Raw genomic sequence first — 21,040 nt, 5'->3', positions numbered from 1 at the left:
TTGTCCAATGTCCACGCGCCGACACTGGACAACGGCCGAGCAAGGGGGGCAACGCTCTGCCATGCACGGCTCGGACCGACCTGAGACGGAATCGAGGTGATCCACTGCTTCCATGAAAGGCAAACGCACGACGAGGTGCTGGCGTTTGTGGGAAACGCGCCACGCGACGGCTCATAGGGCGCTTGAGAAGCCGCTCGTCGAGCGGGAAGCATTATCCAACTGAAAAATGGTCAACGGGGGAGTGGTTTTCGGTGGGTGTAGTACTGCCTGGCTGGGCAGACGAAATACTCGACATCATCGGTGTCTCATGGCCGAACGTCGACGAGGACGACTACCGAGACATGGCCGATGCCATGCGGGAGTTCGCCGATGACATCGATCACGGCGCCAACGAAGCCCACACGGCCATCCAGGGATTGGTGGGGTCAGCGGGGGGCTCGTTGGCTGTCGAGGCGCTCAACGCCCACTGGAGCAAGATCAATGGCACTCACCTCAAGAATCTGGGGGAGTGCGGCCGCATGGCGGCCACTGCCATGGAGGGCGTGGCGGTTCTCATCGAGGGCGCGAAGATCGGCGCGATCGTCCAGCTGGGTGTCCTCGCCGCAGAAGTGATCGCCGCGCAGGCGGCGGCACCCTTCACGTTGGGACTTTCCGAAGTCGGTGCGCTGGCCGCGACCCAGGCGACCCGCGTCATCGTCAAACGCCTCTTCAAAGAAGTGTGCCAGCAGGTCGCTGAACAAGTCATCAGCATCGCCCTGACGCCCGTCGAAGAGGCACTGGGCGCAATGGTTGGCGACCTGGTCGTGCAGATCGGCGCCAACGCCCTCGGGGTCAAGGACGGAGTGGACCTGGGGCAGACCGCCAAGGCCGGCAAGGACGGCTTCCACCAGGGTGTGCAAGACGCCAAGGATTCCGCGTCGTCGGCCGCGGCCAACCCGATGGAACTCCTGAGTGCTGGCGGCGGTAGCGGGGGCGGAGGCGCCGGCGGAGGGTTCAGTTTCGATCCGGATGAGCACGACCGTGTAGTGACGGGCCTGCAGAGCGCAGGTGGCACCTTTCGCAACAAGGCCGGCGGCAAGATCGGCCGTGCTAGAAGCCACCACGGGCGCACCCGTGGCAAGGACGCCATCGCTGACGCGGCCAACGCGATGTTGGACAAGGTCATCGACGGCATAGAGGACGGCGTAAAGAAGACCGCCAAGCACCTCGACGACAACATGACCCGTGGTGTGAAGCAGATGGCCAAGAACCATCACGACAACGACCGCAAGCTGGCCGACCACTTCACAGGCATCGGCAAGGGCGATAAGAAGGACCCCAAGGCGCCGGGCGACGGCGTCGGCGGGACCGGTAGCCGAGTCGGCGGCAGGAAGCAGGGAAGGGGCTCACCGAAATCGTCCCTGCGAAAAGGGGCAGCAGAACCGGACAAGACCAGCACCCCGGCGGACGCCCGAAACTGTCGGAGCGACCCGATCGACATCGCCTCGGGTGAGATGGTCCTGGCTCAAGAGGACGTCAGCCTGCCGGCTGTTCTGCCGCTGCTGCTCTCGCGGACCCATGTGTCCTCGTACCGCTGTGGCGGATGGTTCGGTCCGTCGTGGTCCTCGACCCTCGACCAGCGTCTCGAACTCGACGACGAAGGCGTCGTCTTCGCTGCCGAGGACGGCATGATCCTGGTCTACCCGGTACCCGGGCACGACGAGCCGGTTCTCCCCGTCGAAGGCCCCCGATGGCCGCTCAGTTGGGATCGGGAAACGCCCGGTGGACTTCGCATCAGCGATCCACTGGAGGGTCGCTCCTGGCACTTCGCCAAGCCGGCCAACGTCACGGGTGAGCTGAGCGGGTTGAGTGCCTCACAGCTCCGGCTGACGGCCGTCACCGACCGGCACGGGAATCAGATCGACATCGACTATTCCGACGACGGCTCCCCCAACGAGGTCTGGCACAGCGGCGGATACCGGATCCGTGTCGAGACCGCAGGGCTACGGATATCCGGGCTGCGCCTGCTGGGCGCGAGGAGTTCAGATGCGGTGGCACTGGCCGCCGAGCCAACCAGCAGTGAGGAGACCGAGGGCGGCTGCGCGGCAGGACTGCTGCTGACTGCATTCGACTACGACGGCGACGGGAACCTCACCGAGGTCACCAACTCGTCCGGTGAACCGATGCGCTTCACGTATGACCGGGACGGTCGGATCACTTCCTGGACCGACCGGAATCGGCATCGGTACGACTACCTCTACGACGCGGCCGGGCGCTGTGTCGAGACCCGCGGCGAGGGGGGATTCCTCAATGCCGTCTTCGTTTACGACGACGAGGCCCGCCGTACCCGGGTCACCGACGCACTGGGGCAGGTCACTGTCTACCAGTTCAACGAGCGCGGTCAGACGACGAGGGAGACCGATCCCTCGGGCGAGGCCACCACCTTTGAATGGGACCGGTACCACCGACTGCTGCGACGTACCGACCCGTTGGGCCGTACGGTCACAATGGAGTACGACACGGCGGGCAACGCCACCGCGGTCACCCGCCCCGATGGCTCGCGGATGACCGCTGTCTACAACGACCTCCACCAGCCCCTGATCATGGTCGGTGCGGACGGTGCGGGTTGGCAGTACGTGTACGACGATTGCGGAAACCTGCTGCAGGTCACTGATCCGGTCGGAGCCACCACCAGCTACGAGTACGGCTCCTTCGGCCATCTCACAGCCGTCACCGACGCCATCGGTCAGACGACCCGTCTCACCACCAACGCAGCCGGATTGCCGGTGGCCGTCACCGACCCTCTGGGAGCCGTGAGCACATGCGAGCGGGACGCCTTCGGTCGACCTCGGATGGTGACCGATCCGATGGGTGCCGTGACGGTGTTCGGATGGACGGTGGAGGGACAGCCGGCCTGGTGTACCCGGCCCGACGGCCACACCGAGCGGTGGTCCTACGACGCCGAAGAGAACCTGCTCCAGCGTGTCGATGCGGCTGGCGGAACCACGTCCTTCGAATACACCTTCTTTGATCGAGTCTCTGCCCGTACGGGCCCCGACGGTGCCAGGTTCACCTTTGCCTACGATCCTGAGCTGCGGCTCATCGCCGTCACCAACCCTCAGGGACAACTGTGGCGCTATACCTACGACTCGCTGGGCCGGGTCGTACAGGAGACCGACTTCAACGGGCGCCTCATCGGCTACACACACGATGTGGCCGGCCGGTTGACGTCGCGGACCAACGGCGCGGGCCAGACCGTGCGCTACACCCGCGATCTGCTCGACCGTGTCGTCCGTGAAGCCACGCAGGACGGCGGAGCGCGATTCCACTACGACGCCGAAGGCCGTCTGCTGTACGCGGCCAACGGCGACACGGACCTGGCCTTCACGTACGACCCAGCAGGCCGTTTGCGGACGGAGCAACAGGACCAGTCGGTCATCGAGTTCGGATACGACGACCTGGGCAGACGCGCCCTGCGCCGGACCCCCAGCGGTGTAGAGACCCGGTGGACCTATGATGCGGCCGGTCGGCCGGCAACGCTGGTCAGCGCTGGGCGAGAGGTCAGGTTCGGCCACGACCTCGCCGGGCGGGAGACCTGTCGCAACCTCGGTGCGGCGGTCCTCTCCCAGACCTGGGACCCGGCCAACCGCATGACGGGCCAGACCCTCTCAGCTGCGCTGCCGGCAGCCGACGTAGCAGGTACCGCGCTGAGACACCGCACCTTCGCCTACCGCCCGGACGGCCAACTTCTCGGCTTCACGGACACCATGCTGGGGACACGAGCCTTCGAACTGGATCCGATGGGGCGGGTCACCAGAGTCTCGGGACACAACTGGTCCGAGACCTATGCCTATGACACCGCGGGCAACCTGACCCATGCGGAGAGCCAGACCGCCGGGCGGGTGGACCTGAACGACACCGCGGGGACGAGGTCGTACGACGGCACCCTGCTCCGCCAGGCAGGGCGCACCAGTTATGAGTACGACGGCCAGGGGCGGGTCATCAAGCAGTGCCGCAGGTTGCTCTCCGGCGGCACCCGCAGCTGGCACTATTCCTGGGACGCGGATGACCGCCTCACCACGGTCACCCTCCCGGGCGGTATCACCTGGCGCTATCACTACGATCCCCTCGGGCGCCGCATCGCCAAGCAGCGGCTGAGCGGCGACACCAGCACCGTGGTCGAGCAGACCACGTTCACCTGGGACGGCACCGTTCTTGCCGAGGAACTGCGCAGCGGTTCAGGGCCGGCTGATGTCCAGGTCACCAGCTGGGAGTGGGATCCAGTCGGCTACCGCGTCCTGACCCGGGTGGACCGCACCGCCGGCGGACCCGAGCCGGCGCAAGGGGAATTCGACGAGCGCTTCTACTCCGTCATCACCGACCTGGTCGGCACACCGACGGAGCTCGTCGATGAGGACGGTGCGATTGCCTGGCACTCCAGGTCCACGCTGTGGGGAACACCCCATCCTGGTGATCCCAGCGGGGCTGCGGTGGAGTGCAGTCTCGGCTTCCCCGGTCAGTACCACGACCGTGAGAGCGGCCTGCACTACAACCTGTTCCGTTATTACGACTCACTCAACGGCCGGTACCTCAGCCCCGATCCCCTCGGTCTCGGGCCCGCTCCCGACCCACACGGCTACGTCGACAATCCCTTCGCCGAAATCGACCCACTCGGCCTGGCGAAGAAGAAGTGCCCGGTCATCATCGAACGCTACGGCAGTGAGGCGGAGGCGAAGGCGAGCGCAGCAGTGAAGCCAAGCGGAGGGCTCGTCCCCAGGCCCGGCCACGAACGGCAGCCGAAGTGGATCGCCCAGACCGGCAAGGTCAACCCCGGCACGCTCGGCAAGAGCAAGAATTACACCCACAAAATGGAGTTCCACTGCAAGCCGGAGGTGTTGGCCTGGCTCAAGCAGTACGAGGTCAAGCCGACAAACGAGCCAGGTCGCTATGCGGTACCGGCGGACAAGATCGATGATTTCAACAAGTACGTGGAGAAGACGAACGTCCAGCCGCTCGACTCAGGCGGCGGCCGTAGGAGGAGACGATGAACCCGTCATCGCCGCGCGGACGCCTGCGCGACGCCCTGCTGTGTGTCGGCGAGAGGGGTGACCTGGACGAGGCCGGCCTTAGCGCGGCAGTCGTCACCGCGCTACGCGAACTGGCTTCGGAGGCGCTGGGCGAGCGATCGCGCGTCGACCTGGTCACCGTTGGCGCTGAGGACCATCCCTGGGGACGAAGCCTCGGCCTTCGGCTTGCGGACTATGACGTAGACCTGTCGGACGTGCTGTTGTACGCGGACGAGAGCCACCTTCCGTCCCAGGTGCGGGAGAGTTGCCCGACCCTGAACCAGGAGGAGTGGGAGGCAGTACTGCTGGTGTCCAAGCTTGTCTTCACAGGACTTCAGTCGGAGCCCGAGCCTGTGCGCGACGATGCCGGCCGGCACCAGCAGGTCACCCCGAGACCGCCCCGGTCGGTAGCGCGAGAGCGATTCTGCCTGGCACTGGCCGCCATTTCGGAGCGCCCTGACCTGCGCCAGGACGAGCTCACTGCGCAATTGCGGACCGCGCTCCTGAACTTCGCATCGGAGACGCCCGACAACAAGGAGGCCGCTCAGCGCATCGCGGTGCTGCAAGCCGGGGAGCCCCGGCAAGGGCCGCGCTTGTGCCTCAGTCGCTCGGGGGTGGCCTTCGCGGAGGTAGTGCTGAGCGCTGATGGCTCCCCTGTCCCCAGTTGCCTGCGGGAGGAATTTCCGGACTTGACCCAGGACGAGTGGAACGCCGTCATCCAAGTCACGGGGTTGACGCTCATGGCATTCGAGACCGAGCCGGCCCGTGATGCGGAGTAGTGACCGGGGAACGTCGACGGCTCAGGATCAGCACATGGCAGTCGATAACTCCAGCAATGGCTGGCGAGTAGTCGCCGCGGACGACACCGCTCTCCGGCGCATGAAGGGACCTGGGCCCCAGTGGGTGAGTCTGGCACCCATCTGATCTGAAGCCCGGGCGACGGCGAACCCGGCTGGGCTCCGAATGCCGGTCGCGACAGACAACGAGCGGTTGCCCCGCCTGAGTGGGGCAACCGCTCTCAGCCTTACCGTCGGCAGCCGAGTTTGCGCTCCGCTGTTTAGAGATCGAAGTAAAGCTCGAACTCGTGCGGGTGCGGGCGGAGTTGGATCGGGGCGATCTCGTTGGTGCGCTTGTAGTCGATCCAGGTCTCGATCAGGTCGGAGGTGAAGACGCCGCCCTGCTGGAGGTACTCGTTGTCCGCTTCGAGGGCCTCGAGGACCGCGGGGAGGGAGGTCGGGACCTGCGGGACGCCGGCGTGCTCCTCCGGGGCGAGCTCGTAGAGGTCCTTGTCGATCGGCTCGGCCGGCTCGATCTTGTTCTTGACGCCGTCGAGGCCGGCGAGGAGGAGGGCCGAGAAGGCGAGGTACGGGTTGGACGACGGGTCCGGGGCGCGGAACTCGACGCGCTTGGCCTTCGGGTTGGAGCCCGTGATCGGGATGCGCATGGCGGCGGAGCGGTTGCGCTGCGAGTAGACCAGGTTGACCGGTGCCTCGAAGCCCGGGACCAGGCGGTGGTAGGAGTTCACGGTGGGGTTGGTGAACGCCAGCAGCGACGGGGCGTGCTTGAGGATGCCGCCGATGTAGTAGCGGGCGGTGTCGGAGAGGCCCGCGTAGCCCTGCTCGTCGTAGAAGAGCGGCTGGCCGCCCTGCCACAGGGACTGGTGGACGTGCATGCCGGAGCCGTTGTCACCGAAGATCGGCTTGGGCATGAAGGTGGCGGTCTTGCCGTTGCGCCAGGCGACGTTCTTGACGATGTACTTGAAGAGCATCAAGTCGTCGGCGGCGGCGAGCAGGGTGTTGAACTTGTAGTTGATCTCGGCCTGGCCGGCGGTGCCGACCTCGTGGTGCTGGCGCTCGACCTGCAGGCCGGACTTCTCCAGCTCCAGGGAGATCTCGGCGCGCAGGTCGGCGAAGTGGTCGACCGGCGGGGCCGGAAAGTAGCCGCCCTTGTAACGGACCTTGTAGCCGCGGTTGTCCTCCAGGGCACCGGTGTTCCAGGCGCCGGCCTCGGAGTCGATGTGGTAGAAGCCCTGGTTCGCGGAGGTCTCGAAGCGGACCGAGTCGAAGACGTAGAACTCCGCCTCGGGGCCGAAGAACGCGGTGTCCGCGATGCCGGTGGAGGCGAGGTACGCCTCGGCCTTCTTGGCGATGTTGCGCGGGTCACGGCTGTACTGCTCGCCCGTGATCGGGTCGTGGATGAAGAAGTTGATGTTGAGGTGCTTCTCCTGGCGGAACGGGTCCACGCGGGCCGTCGACAGGTCCGGGCGCAGGGCCATGTCGGACTCGTGGATCGCCTGGAAACCGCGGATCGACGAACCGTCGAACGCCAGCTCCTCGTCCGGGTCGAACGCCGTAGCGGGGATCGTGAAGTGCTGCATCACGCCCGGCAGGTCGCAGAAACGGACGTCGACGAACTTCACGTCCTCATCCGCGATGAACTTCTTCGCGTCGTCGGCGTTCTGGAACATCCAACTCCTCCTAGCCCGGTCACCGCTCGGCGGACGCGGGGTTGCGACTCGGAGCGCGACCTCGTGCAGTGGTGCGCTCGCCCGACCATAGGCAGGCGGGATTTCCCAAGCATGACCCATTTGTTTCGCCGAGGTTAACCGGCACGCTGTCCGCCCACCCCCAGTGTGCGCCTGCCGGGGTGGGTGCGGGGACGCCTGTGGAAGCGGGTTCGGCGGGCCGGGAGAAGGGGCCGCGACGGGCCGCTCCGACGGCCGCCTCGGGGCCTCCGGGCCGCCCGGGCGCTCCCGGTTGTCTCCGGCCGACCCGATGGTCCCGGGCCGGCCCCGGGCAGGGGGACGCGGCGGAAACGCGTCGGAAACCGGGACCCGGCAACCCGCCACCGGGGGAACGGATGCGGTCGCAGTACCGTGGACGGGTGGACAACAGGCAAGCATTCGGATCGTGGATCTCCGGGCCCCGGGCGGCAGCCGAGGACATGGGCGTCGACTTCGGGTACCGGGGTCAGCAACTCGGGCTGCCCGAGGAGGGCCCGGGCTCGATCGCACGGGTCGGCCGCCGCTTCGGCGCGCTCTTCATCGACTGGGCGCTGTGCCTGCTCGTCGCCTACGGGCTGCTCAGCGGCGGCAAGGCGCAGTCGGCGAGCAACTGGGCGCTGGTGGTGTTCGCGGTGCTCAGCGTGCTGACCGTCGGTACCGTCGGCTGCACCCCCGGCAAGCGACTGCTCGGGCTGCGGGTGGTCTCCGAGGGCGGCGGCCGGATCACCCTGCCGCGCGTGGTGCTGCGCACGGTGCTGCTGGTGCTGGTCATCCCCGCCGCGATCTGGGACCGGGACGGCCGAGGGCTGCACGACCGGCTCAGCCGCTCGGTGCAGGTGCGGATCTGACCAGCTCGCCGATCCGTCCGCCGGGCCGATCCGTCCGCCGGGCCGATCGGCTTCGCTGGTCTGACGCGCTGGTCTGCCCCGCTGCCTCATCCGCTCCGTTCCGCGGCCCGCTCCCGGCGGGGTCCGTCCGCCGCTCCTGACTTCACCTGCCTCCCGCGGCGGAGCCGCGCACCCCACCTCAACGCCCGACGCCCCGAGGCCAAGCCTCGGGGCGTCGGGCGTTGCTCTTGTGTTGCTGTTGTGGGTGTCGGCCGGGCGGTGGTTTCCGTGCGGCCGGGGACGAGTGGGGCGTCGGGGTCAGCGGGCCTTGCCGCCGCCCTTGGGCATCCGCATGCCCTTGGGCATCGGCCCCTTCGGGACCGGCATGTTGCTCATCAGGTCGCCGAGCGCGCGTAGGCGGTCGTTGACCGCCGTCACCTGGGGGCCGGGGAGCACGCGCGGGAGCTTCAGCAGGTGGGTGCGCAGCTTCTTCAGCGGAACCTGGCCCTCGCCCTCGCCGATGATCACGTCGTGCACCGGGGCGTCGGCGACGGTGCGCGCCATGCGCTTCTTCTCGGCGCCCAGCAGACCGCGCAGTCGGTTCGGGTTGCCCTCGCCGACCAGGACGATGCCGGCCTTGCCGACGGCGCGGTGCACCACGTCCTGGTTGCGGTTCATCGCGACGGCGGGGGTCACCGTCCAGCCACGGCCCACGTTCTCCAGGACGGCGGCCGCCGCGCCGGGCTGGCCCTCCATCTGTCCGAACGCCGCCCGCTCGGCACGCCGCCCGAAGATGATCGCCATCGCGAGGAACGCCAGGACGAAGCCCAGGATGCCCGCGTAGACGGGGTGGCCGATCAGGAAGCCGATGGCGAGGAGCACGCCGAAGACGACGATTCCTGTGCCAGCGACGACAAGACCGACCTTGGAATCGACCCGACGGGTCATCTTGTAGGTCAGGGCGATCTGCTTCAGCCGCCCGGTGTTCTCAGCGCCGCCAGCGCCGGTTGCGTTTGCCTTCCTCGCCATACAGCGAAGTTTACGTGGCGTGCGGGCGTCGGGTGGCCGCGGCCTCCAGGACGTACTCGGCGTCGTACCGGTCCTTGGCGCGCCGGCGGTCCTCCAGGACAGATGTCCAGGCGTTGCGGCGGGCGGTGCGCTGGCCGTTGCGCAGCAGCACGGCCTCGATGGCGCGCAGGGTACCGGTGACGGAGGGGATGGGGCGGGGGGTGGCGCGGAGCGGCGCGGCCTCCATGGTGGTGGTCTCCCTCGGACGAACGGAACGAGCAGGGGGATGCGGTGGTGGGAGGTGTCGAGCGGTGCGTACATCCATCGTCACTGAAGGGTGTTACCAACGGATGACCTGCCGGTCAAACACCTATGAAACGTTGACGCGGCCCCCACGCCCCCCAGCCTGGGGGAGTGCGGGGCCGCGTCTCTCAGCATGTGCCACGTTTCACAAGATGGCGCGTCGGACGCGTCAAACCGCCTGACTGGACGCCTCGACCTCGCGCCGCTCGATCGCCTGCTGGTACAGCCGACCGGCGCGGTAGGAGGAGCGGACCAGCGGGCCGGACATGACGCCGGCGTAGCCGATCTCCTCGGCCTCCTCCTTGAGCTCCACGAACTCGGCCGGCTTCACCCAGCGCTCGATGGGGTGGTGCCGCACCGACGGGCGCAGGTACTGGGTGATCGTGATCAACTCGCAGCCCGCGTCGTGCAGGTCCTGGAGCGCCTGGCTGATCTCCTCGCGGGTCTCGCCCATGCCCAGGATCAGGTTGGACTTGGTGACCAGACCGGCCTCGCGGGACTTGGTGATGACCTCCAGCGACCGCTCGTAGCGGAAGCCGGGGCGGATCCGCTTGAAGATCCGCGGCACCGTCTCGACGTTGTGCGCCAGCACCTGGGGGCGGGACGAGAAGACCTCGGCGAGCTGCTCGGGGACCGCGTTGAAGTCGGGGATCAGCAGTTCCACGCCGGTGTCGGGCATCGCGGCGTGGATCTGGCGCACGGTCTCGGCGTAGAGCCAGGCGCCGCCGTCCTCCAGGTCGTCGCGGGCGACGCCGGTGATGGTGGCGTACTTCAGGCCCATGGTCTGGACCGACTCCGCGACCCGGCGCGGCTCGTCGCGGTCCAGCTCCTGCGGCTTGCCGGTGTCGATCTGGCAGAAGTCGCAGCGGCGGGTGCACTGGTCACCACCGATGAGGAAGGTCGCCTCGCGGTCCTCCCAGCACTCAAAGATGTTGGGACACCCCGCCTCCTGGCAGACCGTGTGCAGACCCTCGCTCTTGACCAGGCCCTGGAGGTGGTTGTACTCGGGACCCATTTTCGCCCGGGTCTTGATCCACTCGGGCTTGCGCTCGATGGGGGTCTGGCTGTTGCGGACCTCCAGGCGCAGCATCTTGCGTCCGTCGGGTGCGACTGCGGACACGTCGGCTCCCTAACAACTTCGATTCTTCGGCGTACACCAGGGTACGCCCGTCAATTCGCACGCATATCCACGTGCGGGTGGTGCAGGGCCAACCTCGGACGGGAGGACGGCATTCCCGCGGTCATGCCGCGGGTGCGGCGCTCAGACCGCGCGGGGCAGGAGGACGGCGTTCTCCAGGACGTCCCGCAGGTGCTTCTCGGCCACCGGCAGGACCTCGGCGATGGTGACCTCGCGGCCCAGTTCGCCGGAGAGCGAGGCGACGCCGGCGTCCCGGATGCCGCAGGGCACGATCTTGTCGAACGAGGTGGTGTCCGGGTTCACATTGAGCGCGAAGCCGTGCATCGTGACGCCCTTGGCGACGCGGATGCCGATCGCGGCCAGCTTGCGGTCCTCGCGGCGCTGCCCGGCGTTGGACGGCGCGTACTCGGGGCCGTTCAGCCGCGGGTCGAACAGCTCGTCCGTGGTCCGCGGGTCGAAGTCGAGCTGGAGACCGCCCAGGGCCGGGCGCTGCTCCACCGGGTCCCCCAGGACCCACACGCCGCTGCGGCCCTCGACCCGGGTGCCCTCGACGCCGAACTCGGCGCAGACCCGGATCAGCGCGTCCTCCAACCGGCGGACGTGCGCGACCACGTCGACCGGGCGCGGCAGCTTCTGGATGGGGTAGCCGACCAACTGGCCGGGACCGTGCCAGGTGATCTTCCCACCGCGGTCCACGTCGACGACGGGGGTGCCGTCCAACGGGCGCTCGTCGTCGGAGGTGCGCCGACCCGCCGTGTAGACCTCCTGGTGCTCCAGGAGCAGGCAGGTGTCGGGGACCTCGTCGGCGAACCGGGCGGCGTGGACGCGACGCTGTTCCTGCCAAGCCGGCTCGTACGCGACGGCGTCCGCCCCGAAGCCCAGATGAACGAAGCGCAGCCCCTCGGGTGCGGGGGTCTCCCCCCGAGAGATCGCAGTCACGGCAGCTCCTCTTCGAACTGTTGTCGCAGTTCTTCGCGACGTTTGATGCCTCACGCGAAGCACTTGCGATGCCACATCGCGCCCGTGCCACTGTACGGCCGCCGCGCGCGCCCCCCGCACGGGGTCGGTGCGCCGCACAGCCCTCGACGCGCCTGTGACGTGCTCACACGATCGGATGAACGCGAGGCGCAAGACGCGAGAAAGGCGCTGAAGGCCGTTACATTCACGCCGTTCCACAAGGGCGAAGAGCACGCCGGACGGGGTCAGTCGAGGCCGGCGGCCCGGCCCGGAAGGCAGGAGACCGGTAAAGCTGATGACGGAACGACCCCCGCACCACACGCCCAATCGCCAGCTCGCCGCGCTCATCTCCGAGGCGGGCTTTTCCAACGCAGGGCTGGCCAGACGGGTTGATCAACTGGGCATCGAGCACGGCCTGGACCTGCGCTACGACAAGACCTCGGTGACGCGCTGGTTGCGCGGCCAGCAGCCCAGAGGCACCACCCCCGCGCTGATCGCGGAGGTCTTCACCCGGCGGCTGGGCCGCCGGCTGTCCGCCCAGGACCTCGGCCTGGACGCCTGCGCGCCGGTGTACGCCGGGCTGGAATTCGCCTCGACCCCCGCCGAGGCGGTGGACATCGTCAGCGGGCTGTGGCGCAAGGACTCCGGCAGTCATGCCGAGCTCCGCAAGATCGCCTTCACCCCGGCCGGGCTCGTGGTGCCCAGCCGGGACTGGCTGATCGGCCGCCCCGACGAACGCGTCGCGCACGGCGAGCAACCGGCCGACACCGTCGAGCGGGTGCCGGTCCAGGGCGGCCGGACGTCGGTGCCCCGGCAGCGCCAGACGGAGCGCGTGGACCGCACCCAGGGCGGCCGGGTCACCTCCGGCGACATCGCGGCGCTGCGCTCGGTCGGCGAGCTGTTCCGCGCCCTGGACCACGCCTACGGCGGCGGCCACGCCCGCCAGGCCCTGGTGCGCTATCTGGAGCACGAGGCGGAGCCGATGCTCCGGGGCACCTACGGGGAGGCGATCGGCCGCCGGTTGTTCGCGGCCGCCGCCGACCTGACCAGGCTGGCCGGCTGGACCTCGTACGACATCGCTGCGCACGGGCTGGCGCAGCGGTACTTCGTGCAGGCGCTGCGGCTCTCGCAGGCCGCGGGGGACCGGGGGTACGGCGCCTACGTCCTGGTGACGATGAGCCGGCAGGCGGTCTATCTGGGGCACGGCCGGGAGGCCGTGCAACTGGCCCGGGTCGCCCAGCAGGGCGTCGGCAGCAGCGTGCCGCCCGCGGTGCAGGCGCTGCTGCACGCCGCCGAGGCCCGCGGGCACGGCGTCCTGAGCGAGGTCCGGGCCTGCACGGCCGCACTGGCCCGCGCCGAACGGGCCCTGGAGGGCGCCCGCCCCGGCGACGACACCCCCTACTGGGCGCGGTTCTTCGACGAGGCCCAGCTCGCGGACGAACTCGCGCACTGCCACCGCGACCTCCAGCAGTTCCGCGCCGCCTCCCAGCACGCCGAGCGCTCCCTGCAACTGCGTGCCGCGGGGTTCGCCCGTAGCCGGCTGTTCTGCCGGGTGGTGCTGGCCACCGCCCGGTTGGGCCTGGGCGAACTGGAGCAGGCGTGCACGCTCGGCGCCGAGGCGGCCCTCCAGGCGTCCGAGATGCGCTCCGCCCGCGCCCACGAGTACGTCCGGGACTTCGAGCGGCGGCTGGAGCCGTACCGGGACGCGGCGGCCGTGCGCGGCTACCGGGAGCGGGTGGCCGCGCTGGGGTGACGGGCCGGTGGCGACGCGTCCCGGCCCGTCACGCCGCGGCCCGCACGGCGTCCGGTTCCGTGCGGGCCGGGATGCCGAAGTCCTGGAGCAGGGCGCGGGCGGCCCGGTGGCCGGAGCGCAGCGCGCCCTGCACGGTGCTGGTGTCGCGGTGGTCACCGCACACGTAGAGCCCGGCCAACACCCGTACGGTGCGCTGCGGGTCGTGCGGGGTGGCCATCGCGGGCACCGCGTACGGATCGTGGTGGCCGGTCAGCAGCTGCCAGTCGTCGGTCCGCACCCCGTAGATCCGGTCCAGCTGCGGCCGGACGGTCTTGTCGAGGACGTCCAGCGGCAGCGCGGAGGCCGGGCCCAGGACGACGGTGGTGACCAGCGACCGGCCGGGCGGGGTACGGGACGGGTCGATCGCGCCGGCGAGGTAGCTGAAGCCGATCGGGCCCTCGGTCGGCAGGATCAGGGCGGTGTCGCGGACCGGGCCGCCGCGGGTGCCGGCGGGGGCGGTGGCGGTGTGGTGCAGCACGGTCACCGGGTGGAAGGCCGGCCGGCGCAGCCCCGGCAGGAGCGCGGCGGCGTCCCGTGCTCCGGTCGCCACCAGCACCGCCCGGCACGGGATCCGCCCGTGCTCGCGGGTGCTGACCCCGTTGGTGTCGACGGCCGTGACTTCCACGGACGTCCGCACCGTGCCCGGCGGCAGACCGGCGGCCAGCAGCTCCGGGACGGCCGAGGCGCCGCCCGCCGGGAGGGCCAGCCGGCCCTCCGCGAAGGCCCGCAGCACCTGTGCGGCGCCCCGGCCGGAGCCGTGCAGCCGCGGGTCGCAGAGCAGCGCGCTCAACAGTGGCCGCAGGAAGGTGTCGTGGGTGCGCGGCGGGAACGCCGGGCGGCCGGCCAGCACGTCGCTGACCGGACGGTCGGCGGAACGCTCCGTGCGCCGGTCGGCGCGCGTGAGGGCGCGTGCCGCGGACAGTGCGCCCCTCGTGCACCGCAGCGGGCTGATGCGCTGCGCGCGCTGGCCGTTGTGCAGGCTCACCCCGGCCGCGAACGGACGCAGCGTCAACTCGCCCAGGCCGGGCGTGCGGCGCAGCGCGGCCGGTGAGACCGCCAGCGGGCGCCCGCAGCGGTCCAGGCGGAAGCCGTCCACCTCGTCGGTGACGGACCGGCCGCCGACCCGTGACGCGGCCTCCAGGACGGTGACCGCGAGCCCCGCCGAGGTCAGATGGCGGGCGGCGGCGAGGCCGGCCGGCCCGGCCCCCACGATGACGACGTCGACGGCCGATGCGGAGCGCAGCACATGCCCCTCCCGAGGTCGGTCCCAGCGGCAGCGCACGGTTCTCATGCCCGGTGCGGGCCGCCGGGATGCCAGTGGTGTGTCCGAGGACCGTAGGGAGCACCGCCGCCCGGCCGACAGGGGCGCCCTGGGGGCGCGTCGGAGCGTCCCCGCGCCACACCCCGGCCCTCGGCGGTCTACGACGCCAGCGCGGCGCGCACCGCGTCGCCGATCCGCGGGTCCGTGAACGTGAAACCGGAGTCCAGCAGCCGCCGCGGCACGATCCGCTGACTGCCCAGCACGTCCTCGGCGAACTCCCCGAGGGCGATCCGCAGCGCCGGCGCCGGCACGGTGCACAGCGTGGGGCGACGCAGCACGTGCCCCATCACCGCCGTCGCCTCGCGGTTGGTGACCGGCTCCGGCGCGGTGAGGTTGACCGGCCCGGACAGCTCCTCGGTCGCCAGCACGTGGCGGAGCGCCGCGACGTGGTCCCGCAGCGAGATGAAGCTCCAGTACTGGCTGCCGTCGCCGATCCGGCCGCCCAGCCCCAGCCGGAACAGCGGGAAGAGCCGCCCCCAGGCGCCCCCGGAGCCCGCCACGACCAGACCGGTGCGGGCGAAGACGGTCCGCACCCCGGCGTCCTGGGCGGGGGCCGCGGCGTCCTCCCACGCCACGCACAGCTCCGGCAGGAAGCCCGTACCGGCCGGCGCGTCCTCGTCCGTGCGCCGGTCCCCGGTGTCGCCGTAGTAGCCGATCGCGCTGCCCGAGACGAAGACCCGCGGCGGGTCGTCCATCGCGGCCAGCGCGGTGGCCAGCGTGCGGGTGCCCAGCACCCGGCTGTCGCGGAGTTCCTGCTTGTACGCGGCGGTCCAGCGGCGGTCGGCGATGCCCGCCCCGGCGAGGTGGACCACCGCCGTGCAGCCGGCGAGGGCGGCCGGATCCAGCCGCCGCCCCTTGGGGTCCCAGGTCACCTCGTCGGCCGCCGTCGACGGCCGGCGGACCAGCCGGACGACGTCGTGGCCGTCCGCGCGCAGGTTTCGGACGAGGGCCGTGCCGATGAGTCCGGTCGAGCCGGTGATCGCGATCCGCATGGGGCCATCCTGCCCGCAATCCGGGGCGCCACCGGGGAGGGGCAGGGGTGCGCCGGGCGGGAGTCCGCGGCGGCGGCGCGGGAACTCAGCGCCGGAAGCGGTCCCACAGCCGCGGCAGCCGCTCGGCGAGGGTCGGGTCGTCGTCGAGGTCGAGGTAGGTGCCGAGCGGCTCCGGCGGGGCCGGGGGCAGCTCCAGGTCGGGCATGACGACGCCGGTCAGCTGCTCGTACGCCTCGTCGGCGGCGTACCCGAGCTCCTCGGCGTCGCCGTCGGTCTCCTCGTCGAAGTCCCCGACGAGGGCGGCCAACTGGTCCGGGTCGTGCAGCGCGCCCTCGAAGACGTGCCGGCCCTGACCGATCAGCCAGCAGCGGAAGTAGTCGAAGGCGTCGTCGCTGGCGCCGTCCAGCATCAACGCCGCGGCGGCCCACAGGTCCCAGGTGTACGCCCGGTTGTAGCGGGCCTCGAAGTGGCGGGCGAAGTCGACGATGCGGTCCGGGTCGAGCCCCAGCAGCCGCTCGACCAGCGCGTCGGCCTGCTCCTCGGGGTCGCCGGCGGCCCCCGCGCGGGAGCCGTCGACCAGCTCCCAGAACTCCGTCTCGTCCATCACCGCTCCAGCATCCGTCCTGCCGACGCGGCCCGCACGCGGAGTGCCCCGGACCCGGCCGGGAGCCCATCCGGGCGGCGCGCCGGGGCGTCAGGAGCGACGGTCCGGCGGGTGACCGCGCCGGGACTCCCTCGTTGTGCGGCATGCAACGACGGCAGAGCAGACCCCCCACCACAGCCCCCCGCACCCCACCTTTCCTCCCCCACCGGCACTCCCACTTCGTGAAGGGCGCACACCGCCATGCCCATGGACGAACGAACCCGGGCCGAGGTCGAACGCGCCGAGGCGGCCCTCGTCGAGCACTACCCGCGGCTGGTCCGCCTCGCCTATCTGGTGCTGCCCCCGTCGATGGGCCGCCACCGCAAGGTCCTCACCGCGCACGGCCTGGTGCAGCGGGCGCTGCCGTGGCGCGCGCCGCGCCGGCCGGCCGGCGCGCTGCCCGCCCAGCGCGGCGCGGACACCGGCGCCGGCTACGACCTGGTCCGCCAGCGCACGGTGGAGCTGGCGCTGGCCTTCGAGGAGCGCCAGCGGCCCGCGGTACTGCTGCCGACCGTGCCGTTCGTCTGGGGGCTGCGGCTCTTCCCGCGCGCCGGGGGCGCCGACGAACTCGCCCTGGACCAGGCCCTGTCGGCGGTCCCGGCCGCGGTGCGGGCCGCCCTGGGGCTGTGGCAGCTGGAGGGGCTGGACGCGGACGCGGCGCGCGCCGTCCTGGTGCGGGCCGGCGTCGCGGACCCCGACGCGGCGCAGCGGGCGGCCGGCCAGTTGGACCGGCGGACCGCCGGGACCGCGGCGCTGCTGAACTCGGGCGAGTTCGACCCCTGCACGGTCCAGGCCCGGCCGACGGACCTGTTGCGCCGTCGACAGCGGGTGCGGGCGACGGCGGTGCTGGCGGCGGTGCTGGTGGCCGGGACGGTCGCGGTGGCGGCGCTGCCCGACGGCCGCCCCGCGGCCGGCCCCGTACCCACCGCCGCCCAACAGGCACTCGACCCCGACCGGCTGCTGCGGACGCCGCACGAGCAGTGGGCGGAGACCTCCCGGGTGGACTTCACCGCCTGGCCGCCGCGCGGCCGGCAGGCCGGCGACCGGCAGCTGCTGGCGCGGGCGCTGCGGGTCTGGGCCGCGCCGCCCCCGGGCACCCGCGTCGTCGCCGCGGCGGACACCTCCACCCGGCCGCCCGCCGCCCCGCCCCGGCTGCTGTACGCGGGCCTGATCGACAACGTCATGGTGGTGGTCCTCCACGACGGCGAGCGGCTGGTGCGGTACGCGGAGCCCGAAGGGGCCACGCCCACCCTGCACTTCGCCCGGGTCGACGCCGCCGACCTCACCTCCGCCGGCGGACTGGTGATCGGCCGCGGCAACGGCTGGCTGCGCTACCTGATCGCCCCCTGGGTCTCCGACGTCGCCGTCCGGGACCTGCTCGCCCCCGACGCGCCGCCGCACGGGCTGCACCTGGCCCCGGACGGCGTCACCGACCGCATCCCGCTCCCGCCGGCGGACGGTGCCCCCTGCGGGCACTGGCCGGTGGCCGAGTTCCGCTCCTCGCCGCGGATCGACGACCGGCGCTCGTTCCTGGTCACCGACCTCGGCGACCTGGCGCCGGCGCACCTGACGTACCTGCCGTCGCCCACCGCGGGCGGCCCCGGCGAGGTGACCGGCGCACCCGCGCTGCACAGCTGGGCGCGCACCGCGTGCACCCTGCGGTCGCTGCGCGGCACCGGCGTACGGGCGGTCAACAACTGGGCCTACGCGCAGCAGGACCTCCCCGAGGGCGGCGGCACCGCCACCTGGGTCTGCAACCGCGCGGACACCTGGCGCGGACCGGGCCGGGCCGTGGTGCAGTTCCTGCCGCCCGCCACCGGGCCGGCCGACCCCGGGAGGACCGCCGGCCGGGCGGTCGGCACCGCGGCGTGCAGTCCGTTCGGGCGGCACGTGCTCGGCGACGTCCACTGGCAGGCGAAGTCCGGGAAGTGGTATCTGCTCGCGGCCGGCAGCAGCGAGGTGGCCGGGATCGACGTGACCGGCGGGGTGCGGGCCGGCGCCGCGGCGACGACGCTGGCGGTGCCGGCCGGGCCCCAGGCCCCGGCGCAGGTCGCCGGGCGGCTGCGGGACGGCCGGAGCCTGTCGGCGCTGCGTCCGTAGGGCGGCTCCGGCGGGGCCCGCGGACGGGGCGCGCCGGCCGCCGGCGGGTCCGTGGCGAAGCCCGGCAACCGCCCGAGGAATCCCGACAGAAGGTGTCGGGATTGGCTGTCAGGGTCACCGCGTACGACCGCACAGCAGGCAACAGAGCGAGGAGTGACACGTGACGGCGCAGGAGAAGGCGACGGACCGGCGGACGGCAGCGGCGGCACCCGGCGGGCGGCACCCCGCGGGCGACCTGAGCGGCCGGGTGGGCCTGGTCGCCGGGGCCACCCGGGGCGCGGGACGGGCGATGGCGGTGGAACTGGGCCGGGCCGGCGCGACGGTCTACGTCACCGGCCGCACGACCCGGCACCGCACCAGCGAGGTCGGCCGGCCCTCGGAGACCATCGAGCAGACGGCGGAGCTCGTGACGGCCGCGGGCGGCACCGGGATCGCGGTACCCACCGACCACCTGGAACCGGACCAGGTCGAGGCGCTGGTCGAGCGCATCGACCGGGAGCAGGGGCGGCTGGACATCCTCGTCAACAGCATCTGGGGCGGCGACCGGCTGATCCAGTTCGACACCAAGGTGTGGGACCTCGACCTGGCCGGCGGACTGCGGATGTTCCGGCTCGGCATCGACTCCCACATCATCACCCACCACTTCGCGCTGCCGCTGCTGATCCGCCGGCCCGGCGGACTGGTCGTCGAGGTCACCGACGGCACCGCGGAGTTCAACCGCACCTACCGCGACAGCCTCTGCTTCGACGTCACCAAGAACGTCCCGCACCGGATCGCCTTCGGACTCGCCAGCGAGCTGACGGAGTACGGCGGCACGGCGGTCTCGCTCACCCCGGGCTTCCTGCGGTCCGAGGAGATGCTGGACCACTTCGGCGTCACCGAGGAGACCTGGCGCGACGCGATCGCCCAGGAACCGCACTTCGCCATCGCCGAGTCACCGGCGCTGATCGGCCGCGCGGTGCGGGCCCTGGCCGCCGACCCGGACCGGGCGCGCTGGACCGGCCGGTCGCTCTCCAGCGGCCAACTGGCGAAGGAGTACGACTTCACGGACACGGACGGCACCCGGCCCGACTGCTTCGGCTACTTCCTGGACGTGGTGATGGGCGGTAAGGACGCGGGCCCCGAGCACTACCGCGAGTCGGCGGCTCCTTCTTCCGACGGCGCGTAGAGCGCGGCGGCGCGGCGGGCGGCCGCCGCGAACCGCTCCCGCAGGGCGGGGGGCGCGCACACCTCGCCCTCCGGGCCGAGCCCCAACAGCTGGCCGTAGGCGACCTCCTCGGACTCCACGGCCAGGGTGACCGTCAACCACCCCCGGCCGTCCGGCCCGCCCGCGGCGGTCGCCCGCTCGACGGCCTCCCGCGCCGCGGCCGGCTCGGTGACGTACGGCAACTGCCGGACCCCGCGCGGGGAGAGCCGGACCACGACCTCCTCGCGCAGCAGCGAGCGGCGGAACTGCGCGGCCCGCTCGGCCCAGAACGCGGGCAGGTCGAACTCCGGATCGCGGACGAACCGCCCGGCGCGCACCGGGTCGGCGCCGGGCGGGCCGCTCCGCAGGTCCTCGGGCGGGACGGTCGGCGCCGCGGCGGTGAACCGGTCGACGCGGTAGACCCGGAACCCGGCCCGCTCCCCGTCGCCGTCGGGCGGCGCACCGGCCGGCGCACCGGCCGGCGGCGAGGCGGACCGCTCCGGCGCCGCCCGGGCCGCCACGTACCAGACGCCGGCCTTCAACACGAGGCCGTACGGCTCCAGTTCACGGACCACCTCGCGGTCCCGTCGGAGGTAGCGGACGGTCAGCCGCCGGTCGTCCCAGACCGCGTCGGCGAGCACCGGCAGCAGCTCGGGCGTCTCGGGATCGTGGTACCAGCGCGGCGCGTCCAGGTGGAAGCGTTGGGCGGCGCCCGACGCGGCGTCCCGCAGCTCCGGCAGCAGCGCCGCGGAAACCTTCAGTCGGGCCGCGGAGGCGACGTCGGCCAGGCCCATCTCGCGCAGCGCGGAGGGCACTCCGGACAGGAAGAGCGCCTCCGCCTCGCTGCGGCCGAGCCCGGTCAACCGGGTGCGATAGCCGCCTATCAGGCGGTAGCCGCCGGAGCGGCCGCGGTCCGCGTAGACCGGCACGCCGGCCTCGGACAGCGACAGCACGTCCCGGGCGACGGTGCGCTCCGAGACCTCCAGCTCCCGCGCCAGCTCGCCGGCCGTCATCGCCGGCCGGGACTGGAGCAGCAACACCATCTTGATCAGCCGTGCGGCACGCATGGATCCATCATGCGTGCCGGCACTGACAACGCCCCGCGAACGCGGGACGGGAGGGATCCCGTGCGAAGACCCCGGGCGCGGTGGGTGATCTCCGCACGGGAGTTCATGGGCGGGCGGCGCCCGGTGTCGGCCGGGGCCGCCCGCGTCCCGGGGGCCCT

The 21,040-nt window shown here is 71.6% G+C and carries 15 protein-coding genes; 6 read left to right on the top strand and 9 right to left on the bottom strand.

Features of this window, described 5'->3' with window-relative positions; translation table 11 throughout:
• Window positions 1–251: 251 nt before the first annotated feature.
• The gene (locus ACLJT4_RS31370) at window positions 252–5,027 is read left to right on the top strand and encodes a DUF6531 domain-containing protein (RefSeq protein WP_411127441.1); all 4,776 of its coding nucleotides are present in this window, start codon (window positions 252–254) and stop codon (window positions 5,025–5,027) included.
• Window positions 5,024–5,824, top strand: coding sequence for a hypothetical protein (locus ACLJT4_RS31365; protein WP_411127439.1), 801 nt, complete (start codon window positions 5,024–5,026; stop codon window positions 5,822–5,824). Before ACLJT4_RS31370 ends, ACLJT4_RS31365 begins: the two co-directional genes overlap by 4 nt.
• A 278-nt stretch (window positions 5,825–6,102) precedes the next feature.
• On the opposite strand, the gene glnA is transcribed toward ACLJT4_RS31365, so the two are convergent.
• Window positions 6,103–7,512 (bottom strand): type I glutamate--ammonia ligase, encoded by a 1,410-nt coding sequence (gene glnA / locus ACLJT4_RS31360; protein ID WP_016572050.1) that lies wholly within the window; start codon window positions 7,510–7,512, stop codon window positions 6,103–6,105.
• 416 nt (window positions 7,513–7,928) lie between these two features.
• On the opposite strand from glnA, the gene ACLJT4_RS31355 reads away from it, so the two are divergent.
• Entirely contained in the window at window positions 7,929–8,396 is a 468-nt protein-coding gene (locus tag ACLJT4_RS31355; RefSeq protein ID WP_174505067.1) for an RDD family protein, read from the top strand.
• 297 nt (window positions 8,397–8,693) lie between these two features.
• Here ACLJT4_RS31355 and ACLJT4_RS31350 read toward each other — a convergent pair whose 3' ends face one another.
• The 4 genes from ACLJT4_RS31350 to lipB all read right to left on the bottom strand — a co-directional run bounded on the left by ACLJT4_RS31350 (window position 8,694) and on the right by lipB (window position 11,763).
• Window positions 8,694–9,404 carry a DUF4191 domain-containing protein gene (locus ACLJT4_RS31350; RefSeq protein WP_016572048.1) on the bottom strand — a complete coding sequence of 237 codons (711 nt, stop codon included), beginning with the start codon at window positions 9,402–9,404 and terminating at the stop codon, window positions 8,694–8,696.
• A gap of 10 nt (window positions 9,405–9,414) precedes the next feature.
• The gene (locus tag ACLJT4_RS31345) at window positions 9,415–9,630 is read right to left on the bottom strand and encodes a hypothetical protein (protein WP_016572047.1); all 216 of its coding nucleotides are present in this window, start codon (window positions 9,628–9,630) and stop codon (window positions 9,415–9,417) included.
• A 225-nt stretch (window positions 9,631–9,855) separates the two neighbouring features.
• The gene (lipA, locus tag ACLJT4_RS31340) at window positions 9,856–10,806 is read right to left on the bottom strand and encodes a lipoyl synthase (protein ID WP_275464980.1); all 951 of its coding nucleotides are present in this window, start codon (window positions 10,804–10,806) and stop codon (window positions 9,856–9,858) included.
• 141 nt (window positions 10,807–10,947) lie between these two features.
• A complete protein-coding gene (lipB, locus tag ACLJT4_RS31335) occupies window positions 10,948–11,763 on the bottom strand; it encodes a lipoyl(octanoyl) transferase LipB (protein WP_351474366.1) in 816 nt (271 codons plus the stop codon).
• Window positions 11,764–12,076: 313 nt separating this feature from the next.
• Between lipB and ACLJT4_RS31330 the strand changes: the two genes are divergently transcribed.
• On the top strand, window positions 12,077–13,534 hold the full coding sequence (locus tag ACLJT4_RS31330) for a hypothetical protein (RefSeq protein ID WP_016572044.1): 1,458 nt from the start codon (window positions 12,077–12,079) through the stop codon (window positions 13,532–13,534).
• Window positions 13,535–13,562: 28 nt separating this feature from the next.
• Here ACLJT4_RS31330 and ACLJT4_RS31325 read toward each other — a convergent pair whose 3' ends face one another.
• The 3 genes from ACLJT4_RS31325 to ACLJT4_RS31315 form a co-directional block, all read right to left on the bottom strand.
• Entirely contained in the window at window positions 13,563–14,819 is a 1,257-nt protein-coding gene (locus ACLJT4_RS31325) for an FAD-dependent oxidoreductase (protein WP_411127435.1), read from the bottom strand.
• 173 nt (window positions 14,820–14,992) lie between these two features.
• The gene (locus ACLJT4_RS31320) at window positions 14,993–15,886 is read right to left on the bottom strand and encodes a TIGR01777 family oxidoreductase (protein WP_411127433.1); all 894 of its coding nucleotides are present in this window, start codon (window positions 15,884–15,886) and stop codon (window positions 14,993–14,995) included.
• Window positions 15,887–15,971: 85 nt separating this feature from the next.
• A complete protein-coding gene (locus ACLJT4_RS31315; RefSeq protein ID WP_016572041.1) occupies window positions 15,972–16,490 on the bottom strand; it encodes a DUF4240 domain-containing protein in 519 nt (172 codons plus the stop codon).
• 246 nt (window positions 16,491–16,736) lie between these two features.
• Here ACLJT4_RS31315 and ACLJT4_RS31310 point away from each other — a divergent pair, with 246 nt between their 5' ends.
• Window positions 16,737–18,629 carry a hypothetical protein gene (locus ACLJT4_RS31310; RefSeq protein WP_411127431.1) on the top strand — a complete coding sequence of 631 codons (1,893 nt, stop codon included), beginning with the start codon at window positions 16,737–16,739 and terminating at the stop codon, window positions 18,627–18,629.
• A gap of 235 nt (window positions 18,630–18,864) precedes the next feature.
• On the top strand, window positions 18,865–19,797 hold the full coding sequence (locus tag ACLJT4_RS31305; protein WP_411127589.1) for an SDR family oxidoreductase: 933 nt from the start codon (window positions 18,865–18,867) through the stop codon (window positions 19,795–19,797).
• Here ACLJT4_RS31305 and ACLJT4_RS31300 read toward each other — a convergent pair.
• A complete protein-coding gene (locus ACLJT4_RS31300) occupies window positions 19,758–20,882 on the bottom strand; it encodes a helix-turn-helix transcriptional regulator (protein WP_411127429.1) in 1,125 nt (374 codons plus the stop codon). The genes ACLJT4_RS31305 and ACLJT4_RS31300 overlap by 40 nt on opposite strands.
• Window positions 20,883–21,040: the final 158 nt, after the last annotated feature.

This window comes from Streptomyces sp. x-19 (assembly GCF_046549115.1).
Classification (GTDB): domain Bacteria; phylum Actinomycetota; class Actinomycetes; order Streptomycetales; family Streptomycetaceae; genus Streptomyces; species Streptomyces albulus_C.
Note: the sequence above shows the minus strand (reverse complement) of the source record. Positions and strands in the feature narration are given on the sequence as shown.